This is a genomic window from Maribacter luteocoastalis, assembly GCF_048890225.1.
GTDB classification, from domain to species: domain Bacteria; phylum Bacteroidota; class Bacteroidia; order Flavobacteriales; family Flavobacteriaceae; genus Maribacter; species Maribacter luteocoastalis.
Genome location: NZ_JBMFZG010000012.1, coordinates 1 through 16190 on the forward strand (window position 1 = coordinate 1; position 16190 = coordinate 16190).

The 16190-nt window shown below is 36.9% G+C and carries 15 protein-coding genes and 1 tRNA gene; 6 read left to right on the forward strand and 10 right to left on the reverse strand.

The annotated features are described in order from the left end of the window. Positions 1-255: 255 nt before the first annotated feature. Entirely contained in the window at positions 256-735 is a 480-nt protein-coding gene (locus ACOCEA_RS16670; RefSeq protein WP_420757410.1) for a hypothetical protein, read from the reverse strand. A gap of 79 nt (positions 736-814) precedes the next feature. Further along, the gene (gene xerA, locus ACOCEA_RS16675) at positions 815-1942 is read right to left on the reverse strand and encodes a site-specific tyrosine recombinase/integron integrase (protein ID WP_420757411.1); all 1128 of its coding nucleotides are present in this window, start codon (positions 1940-1942) and stop codon (positions 815-817) included. A 64-nt stretch (positions 1943-2006) separates the two neighbouring features. On the opposite strand from xerA, the gene ACOCEA_RS16680 reads away from it, so the two are divergent. Further along, on the forward strand, positions 2007-2384 hold the full coding sequence (locus ACOCEA_RS16680; protein ID WP_420757412.1) for a hypothetical protein: 378 nt from the start codon (positions 2007-2009) through the stop codon (positions 2382-2384). Positions 2385-3808: 1424 nt separating this feature from the next. Beyond that, positions 3809-4138 carry a YegP family protein gene (locus ACOCEA_RS16685; RefSeq protein ID WP_420757413.1) on the forward strand — a complete coding sequence of 110 codons (330 nt, stop codon included), beginning with the start codon at positions 3809-3811 and terminating at the stop codon, positions 4136-4138. A 134-nt stretch (positions 4139-4272) separates the two neighbouring features. Here ACOCEA_RS16685 and ACOCEA_RS16690 read toward each other — a convergent pair whose 3' ends face one another. The 3 genes from ACOCEA_RS16690 to ACOCEA_RS16700 all read right to left on the reverse strand — a co-directional run bounded on the left by ACOCEA_RS16690 (position 4273) and on the right by ACOCEA_RS16700 (position 6449). Beyond that, the gene (locus ACOCEA_RS16690) at positions 4273-5010 is read right to left on the reverse strand and encodes a hypothetical protein (RefSeq protein ID WP_420757414.1); all 738 of its coding nucleotides are present in this window, start codon (positions 5008-5010) and stop codon (positions 4273-4275) included. After that, positions 5003-6322 (reverse strand): tyrosine-type recombinase/integrase, encoded by a 1320-nt coding sequence (locus tag ACOCEA_RS16695; RefSeq protein ID WP_420757415.1) that lies wholly within the window; start codon positions 6320-6322, stop codon positions 5003-5005. The genes ACOCEA_RS16690 and ACOCEA_RS16695 overlap by 8 nt, the downstream gene beginning before the upstream one ends. Positions 6323-6376: 54 nt before the next feature. Beyond that, a tRNA-Met gene (locus tag ACOCEA_RS16700) sits at positions 6377-6449 on the reverse strand. Between the two features lie 85 nt (positions 6450-6534). Between ACOCEA_RS16700 and ACOCEA_RS16705 the strand changes: the two genes are divergently transcribed. The 3 genes from ACOCEA_RS16705 (at position 6535) to der (ending at position 10297) form a co-directional block, all read left to right on the forward strand. Next, positions 6535-7899 carry an alanine/glycine:cation symporter family protein gene (locus tag ACOCEA_RS16705; protein WP_420757416.1) on the forward strand — a complete coding sequence of 455 codons (1365 nt, stop codon included), beginning with the start codon at positions 6535-6537 and terminating at the stop codon, positions 7897-7899. Further along, positions 7886-8770 carry a GTPase Era gene (gene era, locus ACOCEA_RS16710; RefSeq protein ID WP_420757417.1) on the forward strand — a complete coding sequence of 295 codons (885 nt, stop codon included), beginning with the start codon at positions 7886-7888 and terminating at the stop codon, positions 8768-8770. The genes ACOCEA_RS16705 and era overlap by 14 nt, the downstream gene beginning before the upstream one ends. Positions 8771-8992: 222 nt before the next feature. Then, on the forward strand, positions 8993-10297 hold the full coding sequence (gene der, locus ACOCEA_RS16715) for a ribosome biogenesis GTPase Der (RefSeq protein WP_420757418.1): 1305 nt from the start codon (positions 8993-8995) through the stop codon (positions 10295-10297). A 26-nt stretch (positions 10298-10323) separates the two neighbouring features. On the opposite strand, the gene ACOCEA_RS16720 is transcribed toward der, so the two are convergent. Genes ACOCEA_RS16720 through ACOCEA_RS16740 form a run of 5 tightly spaced genes read right to left on the reverse strand, consistent with a single transcriptional unit; the run spans position 10324 to position 13455 of the window. Next, a complete protein-coding gene (locus ACOCEA_RS16720; RefSeq protein ID WP_420757419.1) occupies positions 10324-11109 on the reverse strand; it encodes a TPM domain-containing protein in 786 nt (261 codons plus the stop codon). Beyond that, the gene (locus ACOCEA_RS16725; protein ID WP_420757420.1) at positions 11090-11527 is read right to left on the reverse strand and encodes a TPM domain-containing protein; all 438 of its coding nucleotides are present in this window, start codon (positions 11525-11527) and stop codon (positions 11090-11092) included. Before ACOCEA_RS16725 ends, ACOCEA_RS16720 begins: the two co-directional genes overlap by 20 nt. Before the next feature lie 7 nt (positions 11528-11534). Then, positions 11535-12134 carry a LemA family protein gene (locus tag ACOCEA_RS16730; protein ID WP_420757421.1) on the reverse strand — a complete coding sequence of 200 codons (600 nt, stop codon included), beginning with the start codon at positions 12132-12134 and terminating at the stop codon, positions 11535-11537. 14 nt (positions 12135-12148) lie between these two features. Beyond that, positions 12149-12478, reverse strand: a complete 330-nt coding sequence (locus tag ACOCEA_RS16735) for a MerR family transcriptional regulator (protein ID WP_420757422.1) — start codon at positions 12476-12478, stop codon at positions 12149-12151. Further along, on the reverse strand, positions 12478-13455 hold the full coding sequence (locus ACOCEA_RS16740; protein ID WP_420757423.1) for a M23 family metallopeptidase: 978 nt from the start codon (positions 13453-13455) through the stop codon (positions 12478-12480). Before ACOCEA_RS16740 ends, ACOCEA_RS16735 begins: the two co-directional genes overlap by 1 nt. A 104-nt stretch (positions 13456-13559) precedes the next feature. Between ACOCEA_RS16740 and alaS the strand changes: the two genes are divergently transcribed. Next, positions 13560-16175: an alanine--tRNA ligase gene (gene alaS, locus ACOCEA_RS16745; RefSeq protein WP_420757424.1), complete on the forward strand. Its 2616-nt coding sequence runs from the start codon at positions 13560-13562 to the stop codon at positions 16173-16175. Positions 16176-16190 lie beyond the last annotated feature (15 nt).

Consider the following 16190-nt stretch of genomic DNA (forward strand, 5'->3'; position numbering starts at 1 on the left):
CATATGTTTCTGTCATTGGTTTTATGTCTTTCATTATTACTCTCTACTTATTTAGTGACAAGAGTTTTGGAAATATGACAGATTTTTGAATTTATTTACAGATTTTCTCAAATTACTGGCAACGGTTCGTATAACCGTCAGTTACGGGTTAATATGCGTTAATTTTCGGTTTAGCACTGACGTTAGCAATTCCGAGTGGATTCGGACGCAGTCGAATCCGCCGTAATTGCGGTTATACATTGTTGTACCACGTTTTTATTTTTTAATTAATTCTTTAATAGTCAAAATATTTGTCAGTTTATTTATCCCAGTATTTGAGATAAATCGAAAACTTAATTCTATAAATACAAATCTTATAACGAGTAAACCTATTAAAAGAATTGGTAAAAAGCTAAGTCCTTTTTCAATTCCTTGATTGTAGGCGATTAAACCAAATCCAATAAAAGGATAAGATAAAAGGATTGAGAACATTACTTTAAATGCTTTATGAATCCGAACCTCAATTTCGCCTATTTTTCCCTCAAATTTTCCTATCAAAACACAAACTGCTCCACGACCTATTTCAGACGAAATCAGTTTAAACCCTTTTTCATTTACTTGTCCTCTAAATTCTTTTTTTGTCCAATCAGAAGTTAGGGAATCAGTGATTTCTGTATTTGATTTTAAATTTTGCATAGAGATTGAGTAGTCGCTTCTCAATTCAGCGTTAAAATTTTTAGTCGGAAACAATTTCATTCAGTTAGCAGGTTTTTCTCAAATGTGGTACAACAATTGTGTATGTGTACAATTACACATATTCCTATTTTATAAACATCTAATCTAAAGGATTTTTGATTGTTTTAAAAGTATTGGTTGCCACATGGGTGTAAATTTCCGTTGTTTTGCTAGAACCATGGCCCAAAAGTACCTGAATCTGGCGTAGATCCACTCCAGCTTCTAAAAGATGCGTGGCAAAACTATGCCGTAAGGTATGTGGGGTCACCACTTGCATCAATCTGGCTTTTTTTGCCGCTTTCTTTACCACCTGTACCACGCTTTCGGCACTATATTTTCTTCCTTTCCTTCCTTCAAACAAAAACACCTCTGGGCGCCATTCCTTATAGTACATGCGAAGGTCGTCCAACGCCGTTTTGGATAATAGGGTATATCTGTCCTTGTTCCCTTTTGCCCCTTCAACACGCACCAACATTCGTTTACTGTCTATATCCGTAAGTTTTAAATTTAATAGTTCAGAACGTCTTAATCCCGATCCATACAGGAGTTTTAGTATACATTTGTGTTTGATGTTTTGCGTATTGTCAATAAGGGAAAAGACCTCTTCCTTGGCAATGACCTTAGGCAATTTTGATTCTTTTCTAGGTCTTTCTATCTCATAAAACCTATTGGGCATACCAAGAACTGCCTCATAGTAAAATTTAATGGCATTGATAGTTTGGTTTAGGTAAGAATTGGATCGGTTTCTATGGATAAGCTTTTGTAAGTAAGACCTTATGTCACTTTCGTTGATTTCGGTCAACTCCTTGTTTTTGTAATGGTTGATGAACATTTCAAAAAAAACCACGTAGGTGCGTACAGTACTGTTTGCGTATCTTTTCAACTCAAGCTTTAGTAAATATTCTTCTGGACAGAGACGGTATCCAGGTAGACATTTTCGCTTTCTGAACCAAGCCACGTCAACCAGCTCATTATTGGTGTTTATAGGTTTATTGGAAAGGAAACGATTGTAATTGATCCACACTAGACCCTTGAAAGTAGAAAAGATAATCCCTAGGTTTCTTTTTGTGTTTACAATATAGGCCATTTGGTGGGGCTCGCTCCATTTGGGTTCTGGGAGGCTCTTCACCAAGCCCTGTATAAGCCTATCTGGAGAGAATTTGATGCCGATCATTTTTTGCCCATTGATCATTAAATGATAAAGTGTTATCGATTTCATAGCATTCATGTAGCAAGAATAGACAAGAAATTAAATATAAACTGTATATTAAACTCATAATATATGTTTACAAATGGCTGATGTTAGATTATGTCCTATGTGTGATGAAATTGTAAAAGGAAGGTCGGACAAGAAGTTCTGTTCATCAAAGTGCAGGTCAATACATCAATATGAAAATAGGCAGGAGACAGAAACTTTTTATTTAAAGGTTGAAAAAAAATTACGGATAAACAGAAAGTTATTGAAAAAATATAACAGATCAGGTTTTACCACCATAAGAAAAGAGGAGCTATTGGCCCAGGGGTTTGACCCTAATTTTTTTACCCATTATTGGAAAAACCAAAAAGGCGATGTGTATTTGTTTGTGTATGAATATGGGTTTTTGAGAACACTGAACAATGGAAAGGAAAAATACCTTCTTATTAAATGGCAGGACTATATGGAGAAATGACCATACCCAATAAGAAAAGTTTTTTAACCCACATTCCTGTGTGTCAATTGGGGTTTTTTACAGAGGTATTTGTTATGGTAGGATATGGCAAATTAGGGTTCTTTTTCTTTTTTAGCCATACATGACCACCATAGGTCTCTACTAGATAGGGTGTTTTTTAAAATACGACCCCTAATTCACCCTCTACGGGTTGTGAATGGGGTTTTTTAACCTCTGCAACTACTTTAGGGCCCTACAATCAGGTTTTTTTTTCTTTTTAGCCATACATGACCACGATAGGTCACCACTAGAGAGGGTTTTTTTTTAAATACGACCCCAAATTCACCCTCTGCGGGTTGTGAATGGGGGTTTTTTTAACCTCTGCAATCACTATAGGACCCAACAACTAGGGTTTTTTTTCTTTTTTTTAGTTATACATGACAACGATAGGCCACCACTAGATAGGGTATTTTTTAAAATACGACCCCTAATTTACCCTCTACGGGTTGTGAATGGGGTTTTTTTTAACTTCTGCAATCACTATAGGACCCAACAACTAGGGTTTTTTCTTTTTTTTAGTTATACATGACAACGATAGGCCACCACTAGATAGGGTATTTTTTAAAATACGACCCCAAATTCACCTTCTACGGGTTTTGAATGGGTTTTTTTTAACCTCTGTAACCCTCTTCAACCCTATTGGAAACTTTTTTACCATAAGGAAATACCATAGACCTATGGTTGGTATCGGCAAACGGCATCCCTCTCCATTTCATTAGGTCAAAAAATAGGGGCCCGTTTTACAGGTGAATGAAAAGGCTATTTAAACAGGTTATAATTTTTTTTGTTGAAAAGAGTTTCGATGAGGTAATCCATTGCCTCTTGATCCTTTGGCATTTTATCCTCTTTGACCTTTCTCTTTAACATATTGTCAATCACATCCAAATATGTTGTTTTCGAAGTTATATCTATATTAAAAAAAGTATCCTCTTCAAAAGAAAAATCATCGAAGTGCTTTGACAGATTACCTAAAGGGGCAGAACAAGAGATTTCTTGCTATAACTCCACCAAGGCAAATCACGCAACATATCAGTTCAACATATGTACTTTGGACCGCATTATTGTATTCCCATTACAGTCAAAAAAAATGAAAAAGGTTTTCAGTATAGTTGCATAAAATAACGCGGACTTTATATGGCGCTACGTTGTATTTAATTCAAAATTAGTGGTAACCTATATAGTAATATTCGCATTCGGACTGATTTATGGAAAATCTTTTTTATGAAATTGATAAGGACAAAACAGAAACGATGATTGTTTTCATCAATTTCAAAAGAATAGACTATTATCTGGGTTTGGTGATAAAATATGAAGTCTTGAGAATGTTTTTTTTGGATGGAACAACCTGAAATTCTTAAATTTAAGACAAGTTTAAAAACAATATAATGGGAAAATTTGAAATTAAAAAGGATAAATCTGGACAGTTTAGGTTCAATTTAAAGGCATCCAATGGACAGGTTATTCTAAGTAGTGAAGCCTATTCCACAAAAGCAGCCTGTAACAATGGAATTGCTTCGGTTCGTGCAAATTCACAAGATGACGGCAGATATGATAGGAATACAGCTAAGGATGGCAGTCCATACTTTAATCTTAAAGCATCAAACGGTCAAGTAATTGGAGTCAGTGAAAGGTATTCGAGTTCATCATCTATGGAGAGTGGAATTGCCTCGGTCAAGTCTAATGCTCCAGATGCCAGTATTGAAGATAATTCTTAAAAAGGTGACTGTATTACTATTTTAAAATAAAAATCAGAAAAGTTTAAATAGAAGATTGTTGTTATTGGTAAATGGATTTAATTTCTAATGCTACATAATCCACATCGCGGTATGAGCATATTTCTCTATTCATCCTATTTTTTTATATCTATATTGAAAATTCGCTTCAATAAAATAGTTTCGGCCTCCTTTTCGGTAATAATAGGTGATTTATCGACTCTTTTTATTGCGGGTACTTTTTTGGAAAGTGGGGGTGGTTTTATAGTGAGCTCCCCTTTGCCAGATAAAATTTCTTGCTTCGCTATTCGTATTTCCTTTTTATCGTAATACTTGGATAATTTAGGAAGCGAAGATTCTATTGTTTTGGCTAAATTAAGATTATTTTCCGGCGCATCTTCCTTTCTAGGGTAAAAGTGTTTTATTATCGTTTCAAGATGAACTTTATAGCTATTATATTGAATTAAGAACAACCCTTTAATAGTACTTTCCAAAGGCCGTAATTGGGTCAAGTTGTCTTGCAGCCATTTGGTTATATAAAACAGACATTCGACTTGCTCATAGTATTGTTCCAAAACATAGTTAAACTCCAATTCATTTGAATTGGCCTTCCTATTTATTAACTGGTAGATATTTTTTTTTAGAGAAGCTCCTTTCAAAATTACCCCACTATTGTCCCTATCCGATTTGTAAAGTATCGGTCCCTTAACATAATCTATAACTAGTACCTTATTTTTAAATTTTTGAAAATCAAATTTTTTATAGTTTTCTATGAATTCATTTGCAAATTGATTGTCAGGGATGTAAAACACAATTTCTTCCCACAAAATTGGAATTAGTTCTCTGTAAAATTTTTCTAAGGATGTGTTATTCATGTGCACTCTTTAGCATAGTTGAATAATCTTCTGGTAATTCAGCATCTATGTCGCGTAAATATTTCTCCAACGCAGTCATAGAGGTATGACCGGTTATTAACATCAACCTACTTTTTGCTTCAAAAGGTGAAGAATCCTTCATCAAGGCCCTATATAATTTAGTAATGTATGTGTGCCTAAAACTATACAGGCCATAATCTGCGCCTAAATTGAAGGGTTCTTTGACGACTCTTTTAAAACGCTTTGTAAAATAGTCTCTCCTATTTCCAATAGTCGTTTCCCATTTGCCTGCAATTTTGTCCGGTGTGAACAGTACCGCTTCTTCATCCAGTTTTTTAAGATCTGGTATATCCTTCCATAATATTTCCGGAATGATCTTTGTCTTCAAAGGACTGTTTTTAGCCTTGAAATGGACCCTTTTATTTTTTAGGTCAATATCTTTCACTCGTAGTCTGCATACTTCTATAGGCCGTAAAAAATTATAGGAGATGAATTTTATATAAAGTAGTAATATTGGGTCATTTATTTCTAAATGACTAAATATCCTTTCTTGTGTATCCTGAGAATATGTTTTATTTCGTTCCGGAATAGATTTTAATGGAGGTATTTTCTTTATAAAATTTTGCTCTAAGATATCATTGTCGACGAATACTTGAATAATACTACTTAAATCTGTTCTGAAGTTATTTCTGTTACGGGCACTTGTCCTATCCAAAACATCATTTAAAAATGAGGTAACAACCTTCTTATCAAGATCTGTGATGTCCACTATTTCAGGACAGTATGTTTTTAACCATTTTAAAAAAATTTTTATTTTATTTTCATAGCCTCTTTTGGTTGTTTGGCTTAATAATTTTTCTTTGCGTTTTATCCCAAAATCAAAAGCTTCTTGAACAGTCATTTTTTTCCCATTTGAAATAAGATTCAAATTTTTGATGCCCTCATTGGCTAAGCGTTGGGTATTGGCGGTATCATTTTTAGATTGTAAACTATGATGTAATTCTAAATTATCGGAATAGGGATTGTAGCCTTGTTTCAATAACCGTAACAAGACCTTTCTATAGGTGACCAATACTGATAACCTATCTTCTTTGGTTTTATACTTGTTGGCATTTCCGTAAAAGGGAGTCTGTCGTTTTTTCTTTCCGGTTTTAGGGTCACGAAAAGAAAAATAGACATACCATCTTTTTTTTAAATCCCACTTGGCCGAATATATTTTGGGCTCGGAAAAGTTTCGCTCTACAGACAAATCGTATGCACTTTCGTATTCATTTTTGTATTCATTAGAAAACAACTCCTTAAAATTAGGCATAAAAAAACGGCTTAGTGAAAACTAAACCGTTGTTTTTTAAGATTTTAATCTTAGTAGCGGGAACTGGACTCGAACCAGTGACCTTCGGGTTATGAGCCCGACGAGCTACCTACTGCTCTATCCCGCGGAGTGACTGCAAATATACAACCCTTTTTTACTTAAATCAAAATTCTATTCTAAACTTTATCTTAAAAATCTATACCTTCGAAATTATGACGGATTTTAATGATTTTTTGGCCAATGCTATTTCATGGACAGAGTGGCCTATGTTTATTTTATTGATCGGTGGTGGACTACTGTTGATGTTTTACTCTAAATTGCTGCCTTACAGGTATTTTGGTCATGCCTTGGCTATTACACGTGGAAAGTATGATGACAAAAATGCCAAGGGAGATGTAAGCTCTTTACAGGCACTTTCTGCCGCAGTTGCTGCAACCGTTGGGCTAGGAAATATTTCTGGGGTCGCCATTGCCATTCATGATGGTGGCCCTGGAGTTGTTTTTTGGATTTGGATGACCGCATTAATTGGTATGTGTATCAAATTTTATTCTTGTAGTCTTTCAATAATGTATAGGGGTCATGATTCTGAGGGAAATCTTCAAGGAGGTCCTATGTTTTATATTACTAAAGGCTTGGGGAATAAATATAGGCCCTTGGCCATTTTCTTTGCTATAGCCGGATTGTTTGGGTTTTTAGGGGTATTTACAGCCAATCAGTTTACAGAAACGTTTATGAGTGTAATTGATCCCGGATCAACCCTATTTGAAATGAGTGACTATAATTGGAAGTTGACTATAGGTTTTGTCCTGGCCATAATCACTTCCTTTGTTATTTTCGGCGGACTATCAAAAATAGCCAAAGTAGCTACTGCATTGGTTCCATTTATGGTTTTGGTATATCTGGTTGCCGTTATAATTGTTATGGTAATGAATGCATCCCAGGTATTGCCGTCACTAAAATTAATCATTACAGAAGCATGGAATTTTAAAACTGTTGTTACTGGTGGTTTTTGGGGTTTGGTGATCATTGGTGTACGTAGGGCCATGTTTTCAAACGAAGCAGGTTTGGGTAGCGCGCCCATGTATCACGGTCAATCTAAGAATGACGAGCCTATACGCGAAGGTCTTGTGGCAATGTTGGGCCCGTTTATAGATACCATTTTGGTGTGTACCTTTACTGCTGTTGTCATTATACTTAGTGGTGCATATTTAGAGGATGGAAGCGGAATTGTAATGACTTTGAACGCATTTCAAAAAACACTTTTTGGCTTTGGTGATGAATTATTAATGATTATTGTTTCTGCATTCGCGCTCTCTACATTATTTACGTATTCCTATTATGGCGTAAAATGCTTGTCTTATTTAACCAATGCCAAAATTGGACGCTTTTATAATTGGTATTTTATTATCATGATTGTTTTTGCAGCCGTTGCATCATTGGAACTGGTAAAAAACTTGATTGATTTATCTTATGCATTAATGGTAATCCCTAATATGATAGCTGTACTTTTGTTGGCGCCAAAAGTAAATGCTGCGGCAAAAGTATATTTTAAAAAATTGAAGCATGAAAGAGCATAAGGCTGGTTTTGTAAATATTATTGGAAACCCTAACGTTGGTAAATCTACCTTAATGAACGCTTTTGTGGGGGAAAAACTCTCTATTATTACCTCAAAGGCGCAAACTACCAGGCATAGAATATTAGGAATCGTCAATGGGGATGATTTTCAGGTAATCTTAAGTGATACCCCAGGAATTATTAAACCTGCTTACGATTTGCAGTCCTCTATGATGGATTTTGTGAAATCTGCCTTTGAGGATGCCGATGTGCTTTTGTATATGGTGGAAATAGGGGAGAAGGCACTAAAAGACGAAAAGTTCTTTGATAAAATAAAAAATTCTAAAATCCCCGTACTATTACTTTTAAATAAGATCGATGGAGCAAGCCAGGAATTGTTGGAGGAACAAGTCCAATACTGGCAAGAACAATTACCAACCGTAGAAATTCATCCTATTTCTGCATTGCAAAACTTTAATGTAAAAGGGGTGTTTGAGCGTATTTTGGAATTATTGCCGCAATCACCGCCATATTACCCAAAAGACCAATTAACAGATAAACCAGAACGTTTTTTTGTAAATGAGACCATTAGGGAAAAAATCTTGTTGTATTACAAGAAAGAGATTCCCTATGCGGTGGAAGTTGAGACAGAGGAATTTTTTGAGGATGAGGAAATTATAAGAATTCGTTCAGTGATTATGGTTGAGCGTGATACACAAAAAGGAATTATAATTGGGCATAAAGGTAGTGCCTTGAAAAGAGTGGGGGTAGAAGCCCGTAAGGATTTAGAAAAATTCTTTGACAAACAGGTACATATAGAGTTATATGTAAAAGTGAACAAAAACTGGCGAAGTGATAGTAGACAGTTAAAAAGGTTTGGATATAATCAGTAATAGTGTCTGTTGGAATGTATTGATCGGTCAATACTTTTAAATTTGGCAGTATACCATCCGGTTCTCTAGTTTATAAAATATGAACTCGGCATAAAGGGGAGCCTTATCTTTATTCTTCTTCAAAAACCATCAGTACCCCCTGATCAGTTAAGTATCGCTATTGGGTTGTACGTATGTTGTTTATGACACATTAAATAGTACCTTTGCGCCAAATTTAAAGTTATGGGCGCTATTGTAGCTATTGTGGGAAGGCCAAATGTGGGGAAATCGACTTTTTTTAATCGATTAATACAACGTAGGGAAGCTATTGTTGATGCGGTAAGCGGCGTTACCCGTGATCGCCATTATGGTAAGAGTGATTGGAACGGTAAAGAATTTTCTGTTATTGATACCGGGGGTTATGTTTTGGGTAGCGATGATATCTTTGAACAGGAAATAGACAAACAAGTTGAGCTTGCCATTCAAGAGGCAGACGCTATAATCTTTATGGTGGATGTAGAGACCGGGGTAACCGGGATGGACGAGGATGTAGCTAAATTACTTCGTCGTGTTAATAAACCAGTTTTTCTTGCCGTGAATAAGGTAGATAATGCCATGCGTGAAGAAGACGCCGTTGAGTTTTATTCACTTGGTTTGGGTGATTTCTATACACTTTCAAGTATAAATGGAAGCGGAACAGGCGATTTATTGGATGCACTTGTAAAAGAGTTGCCAGATGTAGTCGAAGAAGAAAGTGAGTTGCCAAGATTCGCCGTAGTGGGCAGGCCAAATGCAGGTAAATCATCTTTCATTAATGCCCTTATTGGTGAAGAAAGATATATAGTTACAGATATTGCAGGTACTACACGTGACAGTATAGATACTAAATATAACAGGTTTGGTTTTGAATTTAATTTGGTTGATACTGCAGGAATCCGCAGAAAATCCAAAGTAAAGGAAGATTTAGAGTTTTACTCGGTTATGCGTTCAGTAAGGGCAATTGAACATTGTGATGTTTGTTTGTTATTGTTGGATGCCACTAGGGGATTTGACGGCCAGGTAGAAAATATCTTTTGGCTAGCCGCTAGAAACCATAAGGGAATCGTGATTTTAGTAAACAAATGGGATTTGGTAGAAGACAAGGAAACCAATACCATTAAACAATATACGCAACGTATTAAACAGGCTATTGAGCCTTTTACAGATGTTCCCATTTTATTTATTTCAGTGCTTACAAAACAGCGCATATTCAAGGCAATAGAAACCGCCGTTGAGGTCTATGAGAATCGTAATAGAAAGATTCAGACGCGAAAGTTTAACGATGTAATGTTGCCTCTAATTGAGAATTATCCTCCGCCAGCGTATAAAGGTAAGTTTGTAAAGATCAAGTTTTGTACGCAGCTGCCAACGCCCTATCCACAGTTTGCTTTTTTCTGTAATCTTCCGCAATATGTTAGGGAGCCCTACAAACGCTATTTGGAGAATAAGATAAGAGAGGAATTTAATTTTACTGGTGTGCCTATGGCTGTTTTTATGAGGAAAAAATAGTTTGCCAGGAGCTAGGAGCTAAATGTTTACCAACCACCAGAGGCCCCACCGCCTCCAAAGCCGCCACCACCAAAGCCGCCACTAAAACCACCGCCTCCAAAACTGCCACCGCCTGAACTTCCAGAACCACTTGATCTACCCATATTGCTTAGTATGATGATGTCCCACGGACTTAATCCACCGTGTCTTCGCCCACCACGACCATTATTTTTTCCACCACTTTTTCTACTCCAAAGGATAATGATAATGATGATGAAAATGATAAAAGGGAGAAAAGAGGAGAACGGAAACCCTTGATGGTCATCAAAGGTACGATCTTCCTTAAATTCACCGGTCAACACTTGAAAAATAGCATCTGAACCTTTGTCCAGACCTGCATAAAAATCACCTGATCTAAATTCTGGTAAAATTATGTTTTCAATAATTCTTTTTGATAAAGCATCGGTAAGGGTAGCTTCTACGCCATAGCCCGTATTTATAGCAATTTTTCTATCGTCCTTGGCCAAGATTATAAGAATGCCATTGTCCTTTCCTTTCTGCCCAATACCCCATTTTTGTCCCCATTGGGCTCCTAGATAATTAATGTTCTCTCCTTCTGTACTGCTTATTATTGTAATGACAATTTGGGTAGAAGTACTGTCCGAATATCGTATGAGTTTATTACTAAGTGTTATTTTTTGTTGATTACCAAGAAGGTCAATATAGTCGTAAACACTAGTTTGCAGTTCAGGCTTCTCCGGTATTTCAAATTGGGCATATCCTGGAAGTATCCAGCATAAAAAAACAATAAGACTAACCTTTAGATACCTCATTGCTCAATTCATTTGTGCTTTCATGATGCCATGGGAAATGGGCTTCCAATTCTTTACCCGCTTTAAGGACCCCTGCCACAATACCTTCTTTGAAATTACCATTTTTAAAGTGATTTTGAATGGTTTCCTTGGTTGTTTCCCAAAAATCCTTGGGGACTACCTTATTAATGCCTTTATCGCCACAAATGGCAAATTTCTTGTCATTCACGGCAACATAAAGTAGCACGCCATTTTCTTCTTTGGTATTGTCCATTTTAAGCATATGGAAAACCTCTTTAGCACGTTCAAAATGATTTATCCTGGCATGTGCTTCAAGATGTACCCGTATTTCTCCTGAAGTATTTTTTTCAGCCTCAAGAATAGCGTTAACAACTTCCCGCTCTTCAGCCTCCGTCAAAAAATCCTCTACTTTGGACATTGTTTAATTATTCGAAATTAAAATCTACATCTGGTGCTTTTTCAGAACCGGACTCCGATTTAAAATAGGCCAATTCATCAAAATTAAATAACCCAGCTAATATGGAATTGGGGAATTTTTTAATGTGTAGGTTGTATGGTTCAACAGTTGCATTGAATCTGTCCCTAGCAACATTAATTCTGTTTTCGGTACCTTCTAATTGCGATTGTAATTCTAAAAAGTTCTGGTTCGCCTTTAGTTCTGGATAGCGTTCCACAGTAACCAAAAGTCGGCTCAATGCTCCGCTTAATCCACTCTGTGCCTCATTAAATTGTGCCAACTGTTCTGGTGTAATATTCGTTGGGTCAATACTGATGGAGGTTGCTTTGGCACGTGCTTCAATAACGTCGGTTAATGTTCCTCTTTCAAAATCTGCTGCGCCCTGTACGGTCTTCACCAAATTACCTATAAGGTCATTTCTGCGTTGGTAGGCACTTTCAACGTTTGCCCAGGTTTTAGTTGAGGTTTCCTTTAGACTTATGGCTGTGTTGTTAAAGCCCACGCCCCATTGATAAAGTCCAAATGCAATTACGCCAAGTACTATAAGTACGATTAATCCTTTTTTCATGGTAGTGTTTGTGTTTATAGTTGATCCTTAATTTTAATAAGCTCTGTTTTTACCCGCTCCAATTTCTGGATGATATCAAAATTAGTAAGTGTTCTTTGTTTCTCCTCCTTAAGGTGTGTTTTTGCCCCATCAAGGGTAAAGCCACGTTCTTTGACCAAGTGATAGATCAATTGTAGGTTTTTAATGTCCTGGGGTGTAAATTTTCTATTCCCCTTGGCATTTTTTTTAGGTTGAAGAACATCAAATTCTTTTTCCCAAAACCGTATCAACGAAGTGTTTACGCCAAATGCCTGGGCCACTTCACCTATTCCGTAATATCGTTTTTCAGGAAGTTCTATTTGCATTAATCCAAAGATTGATTTTCTTGATTGGCATATTTCAGCATGTTTTCAAACTCTTCGGGGGATAAACTTCCATAATAGAAGTTAATAGGGTTTATGCGGTCATTTTCTTTCCATACCTCATAATGGAGGTGAGGCGCTTCGGAACGTCCGGTACTGCCAACAAAACCAATTAGGTCTCCTCGCTTTACCTTCTGGCCTTTTTTTACATTGTACTGGCTTAAATGCCCATAAAGGCTTAAATACCCAAAGCCGTGTTCAATGCGGATATGTTTGCCATAGCCTGAGGAATTATTATCTGCTCTGGTTATTTTGCCATCGCCAGATGCATAAATTGGAGTACCCTTGGGTGCGGTAAAATCCATTCCATAATGCATTTTTCTTGCCTTTGTAAATGGATCTGAACGCCAACCGTAACCAGATGCCATACGCGTAAGGTCATCATTGTTTATAGGTTGTATCGCAGGAATGGACATTAATAATTTTTCCTTTTCCTCGGCCAATTTGGTAATCTCATCCAAGGATTTGGATTGTATGGCCATTTGTTTTTTAATGATATCTAAACGTTCGGTCGTGGCAATGACCATCTCGGAATTATTAAATCCTTCCAACGACTTGTATCTATTTATACCCCCAAAACCGGCACGTCTTTGTTCCTCTGGTATTGGGTTGGCCTCAAAATAAAGTCGGTATATATTATTATCGCGATCTTCAATGTTTGCCAAGACATCTTCAATCTGTTCCATTTTTTTATTTAAAAGCTCAAACTGTAGCTCATAATTCTTTACTTCTCGCTGTAGGGAGAGTTCTCTCGGGGTATTGATAAGGTTGGTGTTCAATAATAACGTCAATCCTAAAAATCCAAAAATCAAGGAGCCTAAAAAGAAAAAACCAATATTTCTGTAGCGCTTGGATTTTTCCGGCTCTATCTTTCTATATGAAAGTGTATCTGGATCGTAATAGTATTTTACCTTAGACATGAAGGGATTTTATCCTATTTTTGTGGTTTAGTTTTAACATAACAAACAAATATAAAAATTGTTTTCCACAAACAGTTAAATTTTGTAAAAGCTTAGCGTTTTAGATGAATTCCAGAGAAATAAGAAAGCAATTTCTAGCATTTTTTGAAAGTAAAAAGCACAAGGTGGTACCTTCGGCACCAATGGTTATAAAAGATGACCCAACGTTGTTGTTCACCAATGCGGGAATGAATCAATTCAAGGAGTATTTCTTGGGTATTAGTGAGCCAAAAAGCGTTAGGATAACAGATACCCAAAAGTGTCTTCGTGTAAGCGGTAAGCATAATGACCTAGAGGAGGTTGGCAAGGATACCTACCACCATACTATGTTTGAGATGCTGGGGAACTGGAGTTTCGGCGACTATTTTAAAGAAGAGGCCATTACATGGGCATGGGAGTTGTTAACTGATGTTTTTAAGATTGATAAGGATAGTCTGTACGTTTCTGTTTTTGAAGGGAGTGAAGATGACGATAAATTGGACAAGGACCATGAGGCTTACGATTTATGGAGCAAAATAGTGCCCAAAGAGCGCATTATCATGGGTAACAAGAAGGATAATTTTTGGGAAATGGGAGACCAGGGTCCTTGTGGTCCTTGCTCAGAAATTCATGTGGATATTCGTTCCAAAGCCGAGAAGGCAAAAGTGTCAGGGGCAAGTTTGGTAAACCAAGACCATCCTCAAGTCGTAGAGATTTGGAACTTGGTATTCATGCAATACAACCGCAAGGCGGATGGCAGACTAGAAAGTTTACCATCTAAACACGTGGACACCGGAATGGGATTTGAACGTTTATGCATGGTTTTGCAAAATGTGCAGTCCAATTATGATACCGATGTTTTTACACCATTAATTAGGGAAATAGAGGCTATAACCAATTCTAAATACGGTAAAAAGGAAGAAACGGATATTGCCATACGGGTAATTGCAGATCATATTAGAGCAGTTGCTTTTTCTATTGCCGATGGCCAATTGCCGAGTAATACCGGGGCCGGATATGTGATTAGGCGAATTTTACGTAGAGCGGTACGTTACGGATTCACTTTTTTGGATACCAAGGAACCGTTTATGTACAGATTGGTAAGCGCACTAGTAAAGAGTATGGGTGATGCTTTTCCGGAATTGAAAGACCAAAAGCAATTAATGGAAAATGTAATTAAGGAAGAAGAACATTCTTTCTTGAAGACCTTGGACCAAGGTTTGGTCTTGTTGGAAACGATTATCGATAATACCAAAACAAATACGGTTGATGGTGAAAAAGCATTTGAATTGTATGATACCTTTGGTTTTCCAATAGATCTAACGGCCCTTATTTTAAGTGAAAAAGGGTATGGGTTAGATGAGGTTGGTTTTGAGGCAGCTATGCAACGACAAAAAAAACGTTCTAAATCTGCTTCTGAAGTTTCTAAAGAAGACTGGGAGGTTTTGGAGATAGATTCTGAACAGGAGTTTATTGGTTACGATATGTTGGAGGCCGATGTTAAAATCACGAAATACCGTAAAATCATATCAAAAAAAGAAGGAACCCAGTATCAATTGGTGTTTAACTTGACGCCTTTTTATGCCGAAGGTGGAGGACAGGTTGGAGATAAAGGGTATTTGGAAACTGCTGACGGGGATGTAATTTATATTATCGACACAAAAAAAGAGAACAATGAAATTGTGCATTTCTCTAAAAACCTACCCAAGAAATTAGAAGGTTATTTTAGGGCTGTTGTAGATGTAAAACAAAGGCAACGTACCCAAGCCAATCATACAGCAACGCATTTATTGCACCAGGCACTACGTGAGATTCTTGGGACCCATGTAGAACAAAAAGGGTCTGCGGTTCACTCCAAATACCTTCGTTTTGATTTCTCCCATTTTTCTAAATTGACGGTAGAAGAATTAAGGCAGGTAGAGGATTTTGTAAACGCACGTATTGAAGGTCATTTGCCCTTGGAGGAAAAGCGAAATATACCCATGCAAGAGGCAATAGATGCGGGTGCTATGGCGCTTTTTGGGGAAAAATATGGTGATACGGTTAGGACTATAAAATTTGGTAAATCAGTAGAGCTTTGTGGGGGTACACATGTTCAAAATACTGGCGATATTTGGCATTTCAAAATTAAGTCAGAAGGCGCTGTAGCTGCCGGTATACGTAGGATAGAGGCTATTACCAATGATGCGGTCAAGGATTTCTATTTTGAAAATAACCGAGCCTTATATGAAATAAAGGATGCGTTGGGCAATGTTCAAGATCCCGTAAAAGCGGTGATTAGCTTGCAAGAGGAAAATTCAGAATTAAAAAAACAGATTGCTGGCCTATTAAAGGATAAGGCAAAAAGCCTTAAAGGTGATTTGTTGAATGAATTGGAAGAGGTAAACGGTATTCGCTTTTTAGCTAAAAAGATAGATTTAGATGCAGCAGGTATAAAAGACCTGTCCTTTTCGATGGGCATGGATCAACAAAATCTTTTCCTTTTATTTGGTGCGGAACAAAACGGTAAGGCGTTACTTTCTTGTTATATTAGCAAGGAGTTGGTAGCATCCAAAAACCTCAATGCAGGTAATATTGTGCGTGAATTGGGCAAATATATCCAAGGAGGCGGTGGTGGCCAACCATTCTTTGCTACCGCTGGAGGTAAGAATCCTGCGGGTATTGCTGAGGCTTTGACAAATGCCAAAACTTTGATTTCTTAATTCTTTGAATTCTAA

Coding starts and splice junctions, on each gene's coding strand:
- ACOCEA_RS16670 (WP_420757410.1), bottom strand. CDS start 735: ATGAAATTGTTTCCGACTAAAAATTTTAACGCTGAATTGAGAAGCGAC.
- xerA (WP_420757411.1), bottom strand. CDS start 1,942: ATGAATGCTATGAAATCGATAACACTTTATCATTTAATGATCAATGGG.
- ACOCEA_RS16680 (WP_420757412.1), top strand. CDS start 2,007: ATGGCTGATGTTAGATTATGTCCTATGTGTGATGAAATTGTAAAAGGA.
- ACOCEA_RS16685 (WP_420757413.1), top strand. CDS start 3,809: ATGGGAAAATTTGAAATTAAAAAGGATAAATCTGGACAGTTTAGGTTC.
- ACOCEA_RS16690 (WP_420757414.1), bottom strand. CDS start 5,010: ATGAATAACACATCCTTAGAAAAATTTTACAGAGAACTAATTCCAATT.
- ACOCEA_RS16695 (WP_420757415.1), bottom strand. CDS start 6,322: ATGCCTAATTTTAAGGAGTTGTTTTCTAATGAATACAAAAATGAATAC.
- ACOCEA_RS16705 (WP_420757416.1), top strand. CDS start 6,535: ATGACGGATTTTAATGATTTTTTGGCCAATGCTATTTCATGGACAGAG.
- era (WP_420757417.1), top strand. CDS start 7,886: ATGAAAGAGCATAAGGCTGGTTTTGTAAATATTATTGGAAACCCTAAC.
- der (WP_420757418.1), top strand. CDS start 8,993: ATGGGCGCTATTGTAGCTATTGTGGGAAGGCCAAATGTGGGGAAATCG.
- ACOCEA_RS16720 (WP_420757419.1), bottom strand. CDS start 11,109: ATGAGGTATCTAAAGGTTAGTCTTATTGTTTTTTTATGCTGGATACTT.
- ACOCEA_RS16725 (WP_420757420.1), bottom strand. CDS start 11,527: ATGTCCAAAGTAGAGGATTTTTTGACGGAGGCTGAAGAGCGGGAAGTT.
- ACOCEA_RS16730 (WP_420757421.1), bottom strand. CDS start 12,134: ATGAAAAAAGGATTAATCGTACTTATAGTACTTGGCGTAATTGCATTT.
- ACOCEA_RS16735 (WP_420757422.1), bottom strand. CDS start 12,478: ATGCAAATAGAACTTCCTGAAAAACGATATTACGGAATAGGTGAAGTG.
- ACOCEA_RS16740 (WP_420757423.1), bottom strand. CDS start 13,455: ATGTCTAAGGTAAAATACTATTACGATCCAGATACACTTTCATATAGA.
- alaS (WP_420757424.1), top strand. CDS start 13,560: ATGAATTCCAGAGAAATAAGAAAGCAATTTCTAGCATTTTTTGAAAGT.